This is a genomic window from Bacillus paranthracis (assembly GCF_024296885.1).
GTDB classification, from domain to species: domain Bacteria; phylum Bacillota; class Bacilli; order Bacillales; family Bacillaceae_G; genus Bacillus_A; species Bacillus_A paranthracis.
In genome coordinates, this window is record NZ_CP101136.1 from 184,050 (window position 1) to 198,537 (window position 14,488).

Annotated in this window: 11 protein-coding genes and 1 pseudogene; all 12 read right to left on the reverse strand. The window is 36.1% G+C overall.

Going from position 1 to position 14,488, the window contains the following annotated elements:
* Positions 1-10 precede the first annotated feature (10 nt).
* The 12 genes and pseudogenes from NLJ82_RS28075 to ltrA all read right to left on the reverse strand — a co-directional run bounded on the left by NLJ82_RS28075 (position 11) and on the right by ltrA (position 14,188).
* Entirely contained in the window at positions 11-403 is a 393-nt protein-coding gene (locus NLJ82_RS28075) for a hypothetical protein (RefSeq protein ID WP_000425107.1), read from the reverse strand.
* A 192-nt stretch (positions 404-595) separates the two neighbouring features.
* A complete protein-coding gene (locus NLJ82_RS28080; RefSeq protein WP_001032086.1) occupies positions 596-850 on the reverse strand; it encodes a hypothetical protein in 255 nt (84 codons plus the stop codon).
* A 130-nt stretch (positions 851-980) separates the two neighbouring features.
* Positions 981-2,222 (reverse strand): glutathionylspermidine synthase family protein, encoded by a 1,242-nt coding sequence (locus tag NLJ82_RS28085; protein WP_000886566.1) that lies wholly within the window; start codon positions 2,220-2,222, stop codon positions 981-983.
* An 18-nt stretch (positions 2,223-2,240) separates the two neighbouring features.
* Positions 2,241-2,924 carry a hypothetical protein gene (locus tag NLJ82_RS28090; protein WP_000784097.1) on the reverse strand — a complete coding sequence of 228 codons (684 nt, stop codon included), beginning with the start codon at positions 2,922-2,924 and terminating at the stop codon, positions 2,241-2,243.
* Positions 2,925-3,075: 151 nt separating this feature from the next.
* On the reverse strand, positions 3,076-3,360 hold the full coding sequence (locus tag NLJ82_RS28095) for a hypothetical protein (protein ID WP_000949089.1): 285 nt from the start codon (positions 3,358-3,360) through the stop codon (positions 3,076-3,078).
* 85 nt (positions 3,361-3,445) lie between these two features.
* Positions 3,446-3,751, reverse strand: coding sequence for a DUF2325 domain-containing protein (locus NLJ82_RS28100; protein ID WP_000426065.1), 306 nt, complete (start codon positions 3,749-3,751; stop codon positions 3,446-3,448).
* A complete protein-coding gene (locus NLJ82_RS28105; protein ID WP_001237722.1) occupies positions 3,742-4,125 on the reverse strand; it encodes a hypothetical protein in 384 nt (127 codons plus the stop codon). The genes NLJ82_RS28100 and NLJ82_RS28105 overlap by 10 nt, the downstream gene beginning before the upstream one ends.
* A gap of 164 nt (positions 4,126-4,289) precedes the next feature.
* Positions 4,290-4,865 (reverse strand): hypothetical protein, encoded by a 576-nt coding sequence (locus NLJ82_RS28110; RefSeq protein WP_002163382.1) that lies wholly within the window; start codon positions 4,863-4,865, stop codon positions 4,290-4,292.
* 16 nt (positions 4,866-4,881) lie between these two features.
* The gene (locus tag NLJ82_RS28115) at positions 4,882-7,089 is read right to left on the reverse strand and encodes a lysozyme family protein (RefSeq protein WP_000081398.1); all 2,208 of its coding nucleotides are present in this window, start codon (positions 7,087-7,089) and stop codon (positions 4,882-4,884) included.
* Positions 7,086-11,066: a TrbL/VirB6 family protein gene (locus NLJ82_RS28120; RefSeq protein ID WP_000884601.1), complete on the reverse strand. Its 3,981-nt coding sequence runs from the start codon at positions 11,064-11,066 to the stop codon at positions 7,086-7,088. The genes NLJ82_RS28115 and NLJ82_RS28120 overlap by 4 nt, the downstream gene beginning before the upstream one ends.
* 30 nt (positions 11,067-11,096) lie before the next feature.
* Positions 11,097-12,239, reverse strand: a pseudogene (locus NLJ82_RS28125) (putative type IV secretion/conjugal transfer ATPase); the annotation flags it as partial.
* A 116-nt stretch (positions 12,240-12,355) separates the two neighbouring features.
* Complete coding sequence (gene ltrA, locus NLJ82_RS28130; RefSeq protein WP_000914978.1) at positions 12,356-14,188, reverse strand: group II intron reverse transcriptase/maturase; 1,833 nt, start codon at positions 14,186-14,188, stop codon at positions 12,356-12,358.
* Positions 14,189-14,488: the final 300 nt, after the last annotated feature.

Sequence of the window (14,488 nt, forward strand, 5' to 3'; positions counted from 1 at the left end):
ATAGTATTATCTACTCTTCTTTAAGAATTTTATTTATACCTGTAGGTTTATACATAACAAAATCCCCTTCACTATTGCTGACTCTTTTTGTTTCAAAGTAGATTCGGTATTCTTCCCCATCTTTTTTTATTTCTGATACTAACTCTTTAGTTATCCAGTAATTTCGATTCAGCAGATCTCCTGGTACAGCAGTCATTCGAGAATATTTATTATCTGTATTTAATTTTTTCGCAACCATTTCCTCTGCAACTTTCACGTTACTCCTAGTTTGTTCCATCCTTATCTCATGATTCTTATCTTGTTCCGCCCTAAATTCCTGAGCAAATCTAGCACCGATACTGAGTATTAAGATTATGCCAATAAATATAAAGAATGCTTTTGCATTGAACTTTTCCATTTCCATAACATCAAATCCTTTCACTTCCTAATAATACGAAACCATTTTATTATTGTTTAAGGTGCGATAACCGAGAGAAACAATATATAACTACTGCTATATATAGAAAAATCGTTAAATTACTAATAGCCATTAACGTTTCTTCTACTGTAAAACCTTTAGTCATTGTCATTCTCCCTACCATCTTTAAATGTTTTTTTATTGTAAATTGTTCATTTCCTTAACAATTCGTTTCGTTCTTGCAACTAACCAAAATTCTAATACCATGAAAATAAAAGGAACTACATAACATGCTATAATATATAGCCACACAGAGACATTAGTATCAAACAAATCCTTAGTTACATTACCAAAAATAATACTGATAATTGCACCAATTAAAATAAGAAACGAAGATAAAACATTGCTCCCAAATTCTTCTTTCAAGTCTTTCATAGTTTGAAATTTATTCATAATTCATCCCTCCATTTTTTCTTCTCAAATAATGCTTTTTTAAACTTCTTTTAAATCCTCGTACAGAGGAATATGATCACTTTTCTTCACCTCCCTTTCTACACAAAACTCAAATTGTATTAAATTGAATTTATTCTGTGGAAATTCCAATAAACATTGATAAATTACCGGTAATCCTTTCACCTACTCTTAAAAATAATCCCGCTGGTTCTCCACCAATTAAATGTGACCCTATTAATAATTTACCTGTATAATCTCCATCCCACGTATCTATAGTGCAGTCCGGCATTTCAATATACTTTTGATAAATTTTATGTTGTTGCTCGTAGTAAGGCGTTTTATCTGCAGCTACTTCTTTCCCTTCATTGATGATGGAAACCCCACCGCCTTCCCTTCCAAATGTCGCTTTTTTCACATAATCTATATCATTTTCTTCAAATTTGTCCTTTGAGAAATAAGTTGGTAAAAAGTACTTTTCGATAATTTTATGTTCTTTTTCTGTAAACCATTTATTTTGCTCGTGAAGTTGCCATATAAGAGCTAGTACACCTTTATTTTGAATTAAGAATGCTGAAGGAGGATTAATAATTTTCACTCTCCCCTGTGCAATATGGTCTAAAAACATAAGGCCAATTGATTTTCCGCTATAGTCCTTATCTTCTAATAAGTACTCTAGTGGATATAATCGATACAAATATTCTATTTTAACGCCATCTGGTGTATATAACCCATCGTCTGCAACGATAATACTTTGTATCCCCACATAATCACTTGGCTGCGGACAATATTGTTGAATAAATTTTACCGTTTGATAATCTTCTTCATGCCAATCATAACTAGTGAAATGTATAACATCATGAGGATTCAATTCATAATCAGAAATGATTTTATGCCACGTTGTTTCTAGCTTCTCTTCTATGCAGTTTGGATTTATAACTTGATGATGATCACATAAAACTTGATTAGCTACAGATGGCTCCAAATAGCCGGTGGGTGTGTCTGCATTAATTTCTATTAGTTTGATTTCATCGTTTGCAACAATGAAATCAAACCTAGTGAAATATGAAAATAAAACATCATAATTTGTTCTAGTCACTTCCCATAATTCGGTGGGTAATTTTAATTGTAAAAAACCCTCGTGACTTTCTAGTAAATATTTATAAACCTTTTGAAAAATGATTTTTACTAATTCAGTTGCTTCTATAATATTATTATATTCCTCTTTTCTGATTCTTTTGATACCAGTAGACATATACTGACACCATTCATTATTCTCTAATAAGCTTGACCAAGTAAAACCACGTGTACAAGCTTGCTCAGATAAAGCAAACCATTTTTTCATATATTCTTGTTGCTGTTGATTGTCTAACATTTTTTCTCCTCCTATAAATTAAGATCCAGCTGGTGCTTTTGCATTTCCGATGCCACTAGATCCACTGGTAACCTTACTTGTTGAAGATGGTTTTGATGATTGTGTTGGATTACTTGTTTTCGGAGATGGTACGTTACTTTTATTCGAGTCACTTTTATTTAAATTAACTTTATCTTTTGATTCATTTTTATTTGTAGAAGCAGAATTATTTGTTTGCTTATTTGCACCTCCACCACTTGTGGTAGTAGTACTTGTACTTGTCCCTCTCCCTTTTTCCTTCTCTTTTTCTTTTGGAACTTCTGGTAACGGTCTTTGTGTCATTGGTGGTCTATATGTATGGTTGGTATTATTATTAATTTGTCCTGGATTTTTCTTATTTAATGAATTAATCAACATCATGCCAGCTGCCCCTGCAGCAAACGGAACTAAAGCCGAACTCCAACCATTATCATGCTCTACACTTGGATTATCCTGTTTGTCTTCGTGCTTAATTGGTCCTGTAGTTGGCATCTCTTCAAAACACTCATTATCATTTATTTGATTAGAAGTACATTGTTTTTGCGTCTCCTCTTTATCAGTTGTGTCTTGGTCAATTGCTAGTGAATTATCTTCTTCGAGATCTCCTACACATCCCGTTAATAAAACTGTTGAAATTCCAAGGTTTGCCGCGATTTTCATAAATTTTTTATTACTCATTTTCATAACTAAAGAGCCTCCTATATTTTTCATCCGTATGGTGAGTTCAAAATCAATTACAGTAGCACCTTTGCTTTTCAAGATTCTCTGCTGCCATCATTATCACTAACCATATATAGTTATAAATACATTAAATCTTGTCCTATACTTGTTTAACTTATAAAGGATTAATTAAATCCCATTCATGTTGAACTTCCCAAAATTTTTTATCAGGATGTTTCCAATTACAATCACTATAAAACCCCTTTTTTATTACTAAGTATTCGTCAAAAAACTCATCATAAAAGTAGGCTAGTATATTATCTTTATTAACAGGATAGTAAATCCCCTCGACAGAAAACATATAGAGAGCAACTTGTGATTCTTTCGTATCTAATTCTAATTGTCCATTTAAATCAGCATTCAAAAAGCATTTAACACTTTGTTCTGGTATTGATAGCATTTCGATTCCTCCAATATCAACTTTATAATTTTATATAAGGATTATATGATTATACAATCTAAATAAATCCCTATACCACTTAAACTTATGCTACTTGCAAATGCTTTAACCCAATCTCTAACGCGCCTGTTCCTCCAAAACCCTGATTAAATAAAAGCGGGACATCATACTTCTTTGCGTACTCTTTTGCTACATCAATAGACACATGACCACATGCACCTTTCTGCACTACAATAACATCACATTTTTTTATAACACTACGAAATGTTTTCTTTACACCACCATGATTTTTTCCGTCGTGAAAAATCACCTGACAATCTCTTTTTTTCGCTAACTTCTCTAATGTTCTACCATTTGAACCACCTAAAACTAGAATTGTACTCATTTCCATTCACTCTCCACATCTTTATTTTTTTTATATGTACTTGGTGATACTAATAATACAATTGTACAAATGACAATATTCAGGAATACCACACCCACTATTAATACAATTGCAAAGACTGGTAACAATAGCATGAAAATAAAACCACTTACAAGCAAGCAGATGAATATAAATCCATTGCTCATGTCTTCATAACCATCTAATCCTGTTACAATATCTAAACTGTGCATCCAAACTGTGATACTATCCCAATTTGTTATCAACAGGTATCCACTACCTACTAATAAAGCCCACCCAAATATTGTCCCTAAAAGTCCCGAGCCTCTTCCAGAAGAATATCCTGCAAAATAGTTTGCTGCGGTTCCAAATAATAATCTCATTCTTTTTACCTCCACATCTATATCATTTCACTAATATATACAAATTCCATTTAACCATAACTTTATTATATCAGAAAATTAAGAATATTCAATAAATATTTTTAGGTACTCTTTATATTTTTTAATAAGGGCTGTGATTTTTATTCACAACCCTTATCTTTCAGTTAATCCACAGGAACTTCTTCTTGTCCATGCGGTATTTGTTCAATTGGTGTTACAATTTGCGCATATTGATTTACCTGAATTTTAAATTGTCGTGGTTCCAAGAAGTTTACCTGTTGTATTAAAACCTCTATATGAAATGTATCTACTTTTTTCCCGCGGTCAATTTTGGTAATACGTGCATTGTAAAACTTATCTCCATTTAGGAAATATCTTTGAACAGCTTCTGTAGCAAGCATACGTTCATTACTTGTCATTTTCATTGGTTCAATACCAAATCCAGCCTTTGTAAACAAATATGGAACATCATAACTACTATTAGAAATTTTTCGTAGTAAATCCTCTACTGTTTTTGTTTTTGCAATATATTCTTCTTCTTTTGTATCAAATCTCTTTGGTTTATCTCCAAGCATCTCGATTTCATCTTGATTTACTTGCTCTTCCTCTTGCACTTGTGATTTCAGCATATAATCATGAATGGTATTATAGGTGGCAACACCTGCCACTAGTACGATAATCCCCAATATGACCAAGTATTTACGAGGCATATTAGATAAAATGTTGATTATTTTCTGCATCTACTCTCATCCCTTATCAGTCTATAACATTACGGATTTGTGTCATATGTTGTCCTCTTGCCGTATAGTTTAGACCTGTAATTTGTACACCCTTATTATCACCAATATGAATCATTTTTTGATTCCCCATATAAATCGCAACATGCCCTGGATTTTCATAGAAAATTAGATCCCCTGGTTGCGCATGATTGATGTCTGGCACTTGTTTTCCTTGTCCGACTTGAGCACCAGTCCAATCTCCAAGTTGTACACCTATACTTGTTCTAAATACATACTGAGTAAATCCTGAGCAATCTGAAGTACCTCCTGGCGGATTACGATCCCCTAAGACATATCTCACTTTTCCTTGACCAAGCCATTTTTTCGCTTCTGCTAATACTTTTTGTCGTTTGTCATTCGTCATAATAGGAGAACCACCAGATGATAGTCCTGGATCATCATTTTTCTTAAAGAATTTCATTGGATCCGTTGGTTGGTCGTTAATACGAATTTGGAAATCTAAATGAACAGCGTAGCCATTCATATTAAGGAAACCAGTGTTTTTATCATAGTTAGAACCACCCATCTCTCCAATAATTTGTCCTTTCGTCACCATGGTTCCTTGTGCAATTGATATTTTACTCAAATGTAAGTAACGAGATACAATACCATTTCCATGGTCTACATAAACACCTAGACCTCCACCATTTACATTACCTGCTTGGACTACAATACCTGCTTCCATTGACCACACGGGGTCTCCAGCTTTTCCAGCGGTCATAGCTCCAATATCTACAGCATTATGTTGCTTTCCACCACGAACTGCATCAAATGTATCTGTAATACGCCCTGATTTCGTTGGCCATTTCCAACCTTTATCGGAAATCCATTCTCCATCTCCAGATTCTACACAACCTAAATCTTTATAATATTTCAAAACTTTGGAAACGTAAGTGTAATCTCCATAACACGCTCCAACTTTGGTTCGGAAGTTATTAGGATCAGAACAACCTGCTGGATTTTCACCAGCATGCTCCCTAGAAAACGCAATAGCTGTTTCTTCTGAATATCCACCTTTTGCTAATGCATAACTAATGAATCCAGGACCGTAATTATAACTCTGTAAGGCAAGTGCTATATCTCCATTTGCCTTCGCTAAAACATCTTTAAATTCTTGTACGCCTGCTTCAATAGAAATATTGGGGTCTTTAATACACCCTATACGAGCACTTCCTTTTAGACCTATACAAGATGAACTTAAGTCTCCATAATGCCCTTCTGCAGCTTGCATCGGGTCACTTCCCTCTCCTTGTGATTCCTGCATCATTTGGGCAGCCAAAACACCAACATATTGAGCTACACCATGTTTTTCTGCCATTTCTTTAATTTTAGGAAGGTATCCTGTAACTTTTGCATTAAGGTTAACAGGTTCTCCGCCAGGGCTCACATTACCTACACACATACCACCAACAAAATTACTAGAAGGTGCCAGATGTCCATACATTCCTTCTAACATTCCTGCTGCTAATATCTCACGCGCACGATCTTTTTGACTCTCACTAAATTTTGCAAGCTCCATCGCTTTTTCTAATCCATGAGAAGAAACTGTTACTTTTTTACTACCACTTGCATTAATTTCATCTATTTTTTTCTTAAAATCTGTATCTCCCAATATCTTTTTTACATCTGGTCCGGAATAACTTTCAGATTTGGTTTTTTGCATCTCCTTTTTCTTTTTTTCACAAGGACCATTCGGCCCTGCCTCACATACCTCTTTTTCCGTATATTCTTCATATTGGATATCCAAGAAATATGATATAGCATCATGCGGATCTTTTCCAGTCAAATCATTATCATACCGAGCCATGTCAAAAGCGACGACCTCTTTCCAGTCTACGTTTAGTGCCATTGAAATTTCCATATACTTTTTGACTTGCTCTTCTGTTTTACTCTCATCATCGGTAAATGGTACAAAAGATGCTAGAATCACACATACAGTAATAATAAGAGCCATAATGAGAGCAACAGGCAATCCTACTGCTCCCACGATAGCTCCGACAATTTTCACTATACCAGCTCTTAGCAGTTTGGCAGCAGCTTTCGCTGCCGCTCTTCCTGCTTTTCCTGCCATTTTTGCCATTTTCCCGCTTGCCTGCATCCCTTTTTTCTTAATAAAGTGAGATGTCGCATCTTTTAAAGGGTTACTTTTCTTCTGGTTATTTGGATCGTTAGGATTTTGACTCATAGACTTGTCACTCCATACTTTCCATTTTCATTATTTCTACTTCTTCGCTGTGCTAAGCGAGGGTTTGGCGCAAATGGAATCAGGTTTTGTGGGTCATGTTCTGATAAATTCAAATGTGTCTCTGTACGTACAACTTCGTCCTGTGTATGAGTTACTAGGATTTCTTCTCTCGGTTTAATACTGCTATCTTTCACTTCACAAACCCTTTCAATTCTTTGGTTTGCTTGTAATCGTGTATCTCCTTTTCCGAACGGAGAAATACGTGACACTGTACCGTCTGTAGTTGTCGCAACCATATAACTACGATCTCTTTCTACCACCATTTGCACATTCTGGTATCCCCCCTGGTCTAAATCAGACATATAGAAGTGACCATTGTCTACCTTATGACTTACCGTAAGTGGCGGTTCACTAAATACTGGTTTCTGTTGTAAAGGTCTTTGATTTTGATTTCCTATTAATTGGTTTGGATTAATATTGATAGAACGATTGATACTAATTTTCCCACCACTAGAATCTTGAATATATGCTGGTGTTGCTTTCATACCATTACGGTACTGCGTTAATTGTCCATCCGAAATATTTAAGTCTTGATATACAACTTGTCCCGAACGAATGCTACTATCACCACTACCATAACGAGATACAACTTGTGTCATTCCACTGGAATCTTTCGCTTCAATCCATGATTTATTATTTGTCGTAACAAGACGTACTGCACCTTGAGCAACTGATTGTCTTCCAGTCGCATCTGTTATTGTTGGTACCATTCCCTTAATCTCTTGAATTTCTTTTGCTTCTGTTTGAACTGCTTTATTATAAGGATTATGTTTACTTACCATACGTGCAGTAGCTTGGTAAGCACCTGCACCACCAATTACACCTGCTGCATAGCTTAATCCTTTTGTCACATTGTAATGGCGTTCTGCTGCATTACCTCCTAATGAAGTATGAACGGCAGCTGCAGTTCCACTCATCACTCTTTGTACTGCATTTCCACCAGCCTGCTGAACAGCACTAGATGCATTAAAGTATGCTTGTGATACATTTTCCATACCTTTTGTATGCACGAGATGTTTGGCACCTTCCATCATACTTACACCAATCATCTTACTTTGCTGTGTCATACGTCCCACTGCTGAAGTTGGAATCGTCATTTTCCCAGCACTTTGCGAAATATTTGCTACACTAGCTGATGCATCCGCATACGAGCGCTCAATTTCAGAAACAGACAGATTTCCAGCACGTGCCATACTCGCTTGCGTTTGCGTAGCTGCAAACACAGCTTTATTGATTGCACCACCTGTCGCAACACCGTGTGAACGAACACTTTGAATCGCACTAGTAATTCCAGAACCTACTTGTTGACTCACTGTTCCAAGACTAGCATGACTTTGTAAACCTTTCGTCAATTGCGAAGCAAAGGCATCTTTATTAATATATGATTGATTATGTAGACTCTTACCACTCGTATCTTTTGCCTGTACGGGCATCGCACCCGCTTGTACCGCTGCTTGCTGAGCGACTGCTTTAAATTCATTCCCTTTATCATTCAAGTGAGACTGCCAAGCTTCTACTTTTTGCGCTTGAGACATAGTTGGAGACAAGTTTTTCATAAAGTTTGCTTTGTTCTCTGCTGCATATCCTTGTTTAAAGGATTCTGTAGATGCTTGTACTAAATTCCCAACATTACTTACACCTTTTTGTTTCTGGTTTCCATATCCATTTGCTAAACTATGTGTTTTTACACCATTTACCGCTTTTTGAATGCCAGATACACTAGATACACCCATTGCATTTATATTTGGATTGTTTTGTAATTGTTGCGATAGCTGAGAAGCAAAAGCTTCCTTATTAGCATAGCTAGTCCCATCTTTTTGTTGCACAATCCCTGCTTGTTCTGCAGCTTTCTGTGCATGATTTTTAAATCCTTGCACTTTTTGACTCAAGTGTTTGTTCCATGCAGCCTCTTTTTCTTGTTGTGGTACATCTGCAGGGAATTGCTTCATGAATCCAGCCTTATGATCTGCTGTATATGCCTTTTTAAATGCAGCAGTGGACGCACCCACAAGTGAGTCTACTTGTCCCATATTTTGATGGCCACTCTCTAGTGTTTCTCCCTTTACTCCTTCAACCGCTTTCCCAACTTTTCCAAGTGCAAGTTGAGAAGCAAAGACATCTTTATTTACATAAGACTTATCAAACAGGTTGTTGCCTTGCTTATCTTTCGCATCAACTGGCATTGCTCCAGCTTTTATTGCCGCTTGTTCTGCATGATTTCTAAATCCTTGAACTTTTGAGTTTAGATGGTCATTCCATTTTTTCTCTTTCTCTTCCGCTGACATGTTTTCTGGTAATTGACTCATAAACGCATCTTTATGGTCTGCCTCATATCCTTTTTGGAATGCGTTAGTTGCAGCGTTAACTAAATCTCTAGCATTTCCATATGGTGTAGCATTTTTCTTCATATTTTGTAAATCTTGTTTTCGCTGATTTTTGAAATGAGACATTTGATCACTATTTGTTTTTGCTACTTTTTTTGCAATCTCTGCATCAGATGCACCAGGGAATGCTTGTTTTAAACGGCTCGCAACTGCAGAATCAGGATTATCCGCTTTCCAATTTTCAAAATCTTTCGTAGCTAAGTCTTGTGCAATATCTTCATCTGTTAACTCTGGATATTGTTCTCCATTTAACCCTTTATACGTATCTAGACCTTTCTTCACACTAGAACCAATATGCTTCCCAGCACTAGTAACTCCTTCAAGTCCAGCTGCCAATGTTCTTCCTGTTACTGCACCAGGAACTCCACCTGCTTTACTTCCAGCAAATGTTCCTACTGCCATTCCTTCTGGTCCAAGTCCTGCACCCATTGCTAACCCCGCGAGTCCGCCCGTTGCTTTTCCAACCATGCTTCCAATTTGACCTGCTTTTAACATACGAGCTGCACGAGATGTTGTACCTACATCTGTCCCTAAATTGGCTCCCAACGCGTTTTTAGGGTTATCAGCATCTTCTTTTTTATCTTCCTCGCCTTCTTTTCTAGCTTTTGTCTTCTCTTTATTACTACGATGGTCATCACGTATCCCTTTAACGATACCTGCCATACTTGCTAAGGCTCCCATTCCAAGCATCGTACCTGCTCTATTTACCGCTCCCGCCGTATTTGTACTTAAACCAATGAACCCTTTTACAATTTCACCTATAGGAATAAACATAGCAAATAAGATTAATTTAATAATGGTATTATCTGATTTGCCTACTAGTACAAAAATCAACCATATAGTAATCGCATGGATACCTTGGATGAGTACTGTACCAACAAATTCACGCATCCAATATAGAGTTTGTTGTTTCTTTTGAGGAAATAACCACATACCAACCATAATCGGTCCCATTAACATCAAAATATATAGAGATACCGCTCGCATTAAATAGAAGAAGTTTGCCCAAAGTGACAATCCAACTTCAATCAACATCGCAAAAATTTGAAATAAATAATCATCCTTATTTTTATCCATAGACAATTCGGCAATTGTCTGACCTGGTTTAAAAACATCTAGCGATTGTTCTCCTATTGCTCTTTTAAACTCCGATGCTACCCAAGTATTAATATCAAATATTATGTTATAGAAGAAATCTAAATGCCATATACAAATAGAAACGATCATTAAATCCTTCGCATATTCAATGATATATGTTCGATTTGTTGGATTAATGGCAGCAGCTGAATACTTTGCACCAGCAATTACAGCACTGACTAAGACTAAAAAGGCTGCAAATTTAAACATGACTGGTAATCCCGTATTTAAAACATTCCCAGCTGTGTCGTCTTTAAATAAAAAGTTTAGTTTTGCACTATCCCCACCAAAAATTAAATCGGGGATAGTATCAATTAATTTATAGATTGGAGAAAGAAAGGTCTTGACCATAGAAACAATTAAGCCGCCAACCCATCCTATTATCTTATCAAGCATAATTTCACCTTCCTTTTCAAAGGTACGCTATTATCCTGCGTACCCTTGTACTTTCTTCATGTTATTTAAAAGCTCTTGTAGTACCGCTTCATTAGATTCAATGAACATCATTTCTTTATCTGATGGATCTGTTTGAATCCAAACCGAGCTATCTCCTATACGGAAAATCCCTTCACCTTTCCCTGGATTGTTGAGAATAATGTCGAGCTCCCCAGCAGTTAAGTTAAAGTTCTCTTGGATTTTTTTCTTATCAATCTTATTTTGCTCTAAGAAGAAATAAGAGAAAGTAGATTGCAAGATACCACGCGCTTTCACATTTTCCAAAATACGAACAAAGTCCTGACTTGCCCAACACATACCGGCATTTCTTTTACGTGAACGACGTGCTACTTTTTCTAAGAAGTTAACAGTTTGTTCATAATCGATAAACTGCCACATCTCATCCACATATAACACTTTTCGTTTGATAGCGTGTTCTGGACTCTTAATCCAATGCTCCCAAATATAGTTCAAGATAACGTGGAAGGCGATCGGTTTTAAGAAACCCTCTTCTAAATGACTAATATTAAAGTTAACAACACGTGATTCATTTAACTGTGTTTCTACACCGCGTCCAAAATTACTTTGTCCATCAAATAATGGTTTTGAGCCATCACGTAAAAACGGACGAATCGCAGCAATTAACTCTTCTGCTTTCACATCGTCTCCATGGTTTTCTACTATTACATCATAAATTTCTTTTAACTCTGGCTCCGGCTTTCTCACTTGAGACTGAATTAATTGTCCATCCACCTTCTTCACTTCATCTGTATATAAAGATGAGGGATGAGAAGTAATACCATGTTTATCGAATACTTCACGAATTGCATCTTCTAACATTGTGCGCTGGAATACATTTAATCCTGGTTGATCAAAATCTTGTCCGCGAATAATAATGTCAAAGAATCCTAGTATTTCATTGATTTTCTCTAAAATAGGCACAAATCTTACATACTTCACGCCATCACGCTCTACGAGTTCTTTCTTGTCATATTGTTCAAGCGCTTCTAGCTCTTCATCTTTATCCGTAATCTGAAGTTCTGTTACTGCAATTGCACAAGGATTAATAATGATATTACTTTCTGGTGAAATATTTAAGTTAATACCACCTAATCGTTTGGTGATTTTTACGAATTATGATGATAGGTAAGGCTTTGATGTAATCTCCACCTTTTCCCCCACCTCACACCGTACGTGCTAGTTTCCTAGCATACGGCGTTCCATCGTTTCCAACTGACTTTAAAATCAAATTATGTTACTATCGGTTCATTTCCAGCTTTAGTTCTTAGCACATTCAGTTTATCCATTTGTTTCTTGTTAAGTTTAAAAGACCGAAGGTAATGTGTAATCTTATTAAGATTCGTCATGTGAATCAGTTTGTGTATAAACCAATCTACAATTACCAAGTTGTTGTACTTGTCATCCCCACCTTGTTTAATGGGAACAATGTGATGACAATGAACACGTTCAATACCAATTTCCTCACCAGTTACATAACACTTACCATATTGAGCAACGTATTTTGATATCCTATTATCGTTGTACTCAATACTTTTATTCTTCGAATAAGTCCTCATAACTTGGTTGAGAACATCCTTAGGTATTGCCTTAAGATTACTATGTACTTTATTACGCCCCGTTTCCGTATAGTTACAGATAACCTGCGAAAAATTCCACGGGTTTTTATGATGTATTCCTGTAACTGGTAAGAGTGGAGTGTTCTGTACAACGTAAATCTTAGTGTTAGGTTGTATTCCTTTGGTCTTCCTTTTAAAATTCACAGATGTTTCACAGAACTTCATGTGCTTCATATTGTTTCTAAGTCTGGTTCTTATGACTCTTCGCAGAGAGTAATTTACCTCCGTTAAATCCATGTAAATTGTAACCGCATATTTAAAGTAATTTTGTATACCAAGAAGGGTTGAATTAAATTGAGTAACTTTCTCTGAAGTGGGCTCCTTTTGAATTCCTTTGATTCGTTCTTTTAGTTGTCTTTTAGCTTTTGTAATAGCTTTGTCGGACATACTGGTTTTTGCAATATATCCAAATTTAGCTTTACCTTGTTTAACCACTTTGATTTTGAATCCAAGGAAAACTGACGAGTTTTTCTTGAGATTAACCACTTTGGACTTTTTGGGGTTAATTTCTAATCCCAAGCGGGATTTGAGAAAATCAACTGTCGCATGATAAAAGCGTTGTGCTTCATCATAAGTCCGACACATTATTTTGAAGTCATCCGCGTATCTCACTACATAACCACATTTTAGATTCGTGTACTTCCTAGCATATTGTCGAAACCCTAAATGCCGAGTAGAGATTCTGTGAGGTTTGTAGGTTTCCCATTGGCTACTTATCCACCAATCAAGTTCATTTAGAACAATGTTGGAAAGTAAAGGAGAAATAATTCCTCCTTGCGGAGTACCCTTATTGGGAATACCCTCTCCTTCTATCTCAGATTTAAGGATTTTTGAAATAACACATAGAAGTGATTTGTCTCTTATTCCCAGAGTCCACATTTGCCTTAATAGCTTTTTGTGGCATACATTATCAAAGAACCCCTTAATGTCAATATCAACACAGTAGTGTTGGTGACCTATGTTAATAAGACTTACAACTCTACTTAGTGCATGGTGTGTACTTCTGTTCGGTCTAAATCCATAACTATGGTTATGAAACTTAGCTTCACAAATAGGTTCCAATACTTGGAGGATAGATTGTTGTACTAATCTGTCCCAAATTGTTGGAATCCCCAGGGGTCGCTTCTTATCACTGCCCTCTTTTGGGATAAGGACTCTTTTAACTGCTTGTGGTTGATAGTTATTTAATCGTTTCCTAACTTCATGAATAATCTTTGTATCGTTTAGGTGCCAAATATCTTTAATGGTTAAATTGTCAACTCCAGCCGTGTTACTCCCCTTATTAGTTTTGATGTTGCGGTATGCTAATCTAATATTTTCTTCCGAACCGATAATATCAATTAATTTATAGAAATTGTTACCATTAAGGCTATTAGAATATAACTCATCATACTTTCTTTGCATGTCGTAATATTCACTGTGCCTTAGTTTAGTTTTCTTTAACATGGGCTGTAACCTCCCCTTATTTACTGGAGGTTTACATCTCTTTAGTCTTACTCGAAACCATGTCAACCATAAGTAACAGTCAGTTTTCAATCGACTAGTGGCTATCCCTCCACGTTCATTACACGTTTCATAGGTACTGTGCCACCACTTTCACTGTCATAAACCTAGGTTATACAATTTACAATTGTTTTCCCTAGAACCACTTCATCGGAAGCAAGCCCTCAGTGTTGACAGCTTACCACGTTCCGTCATTCCTATCTGTGCATATACCGTTAGGTTTCTCCTATGAGCCTGCTACCT

Bases quoted from the DNA above. Each gene is read 5' to 3' on its own strand.
- NLJ82_RS28115 (WP_000081398.1), bottom strand. From the start codon at position 7,089: ATGAGTCAAAATCCTAACGATCCAAATAACCAGAAGAAAAGTAACCCT.
- NLJ82_RS28105 (WP_001237722.1), bottom strand. From the start codon at position 4,125: ATGAGATTATTATTTGGAACCGCAGCAAACTATTTTGCAGGATATTCT.
- NLJ82_RS28120 (WP_000884601.1), bottom strand. From the start codon at position 11,066: ATGCTTGATAAGATAATAGGATGGGTTGGCGGCTTAATTGTTTCTATG.
- NLJ82_RS28075 (WP_000425107.1), bottom strand. From the start codon at position 403: ATGGAAATGGAAAAGTTCAATGCAAAAGCATTCTTTATATTTATTGGC.
- NLJ82_RS28080 (WP_001032086.1), bottom strand. From the start codon at position 850: ATGAATAAATTTCAAACTATGAAAGACTTGAAAGAAGAATTTGGGAGC.
- NLJ82_RS28085 (WP_000886566.1), bottom strand. From the start codon at position 2,222: ATGTTAGACAATCAACAGCAACAAGAATATATGAAAAAATGGTTTGCT.
- ltrA (WP_000914978.1), bottom strand. From the start codon at position 14,188: ATGTTAAAGAAAACTAAACTAAGGCACAGTGAATATTACGACATGCAA.
- NLJ82_RS28100 (WP_000426065.1), bottom strand. From the start codon at position 3,751: ATGGAAATGAGTACAATTCTAGTTTTAGGTGGTTCAAATGGTAGAACA.
- NLJ82_RS28110 (WP_002163382.1), bottom strand. From the start codon at position 4,865: ATGCAGAAAATAATCAACATTTTATCTAATATGCCTCGTAAATACTTG.
- NLJ82_RS28090 (WP_000784097.1), bottom strand. From the start codon at position 2,924: ATGAAAATGAGTAATAAAAAATTTATGAAAATCGCGGCAAACCTTGGA.
- NLJ82_RS28095 (WP_000949089.1), bottom strand. From the start codon at position 3,360: ATGCTATCAATACCAGAACAAAGTGTTAAATGCTTTTTGAATGCTGAT.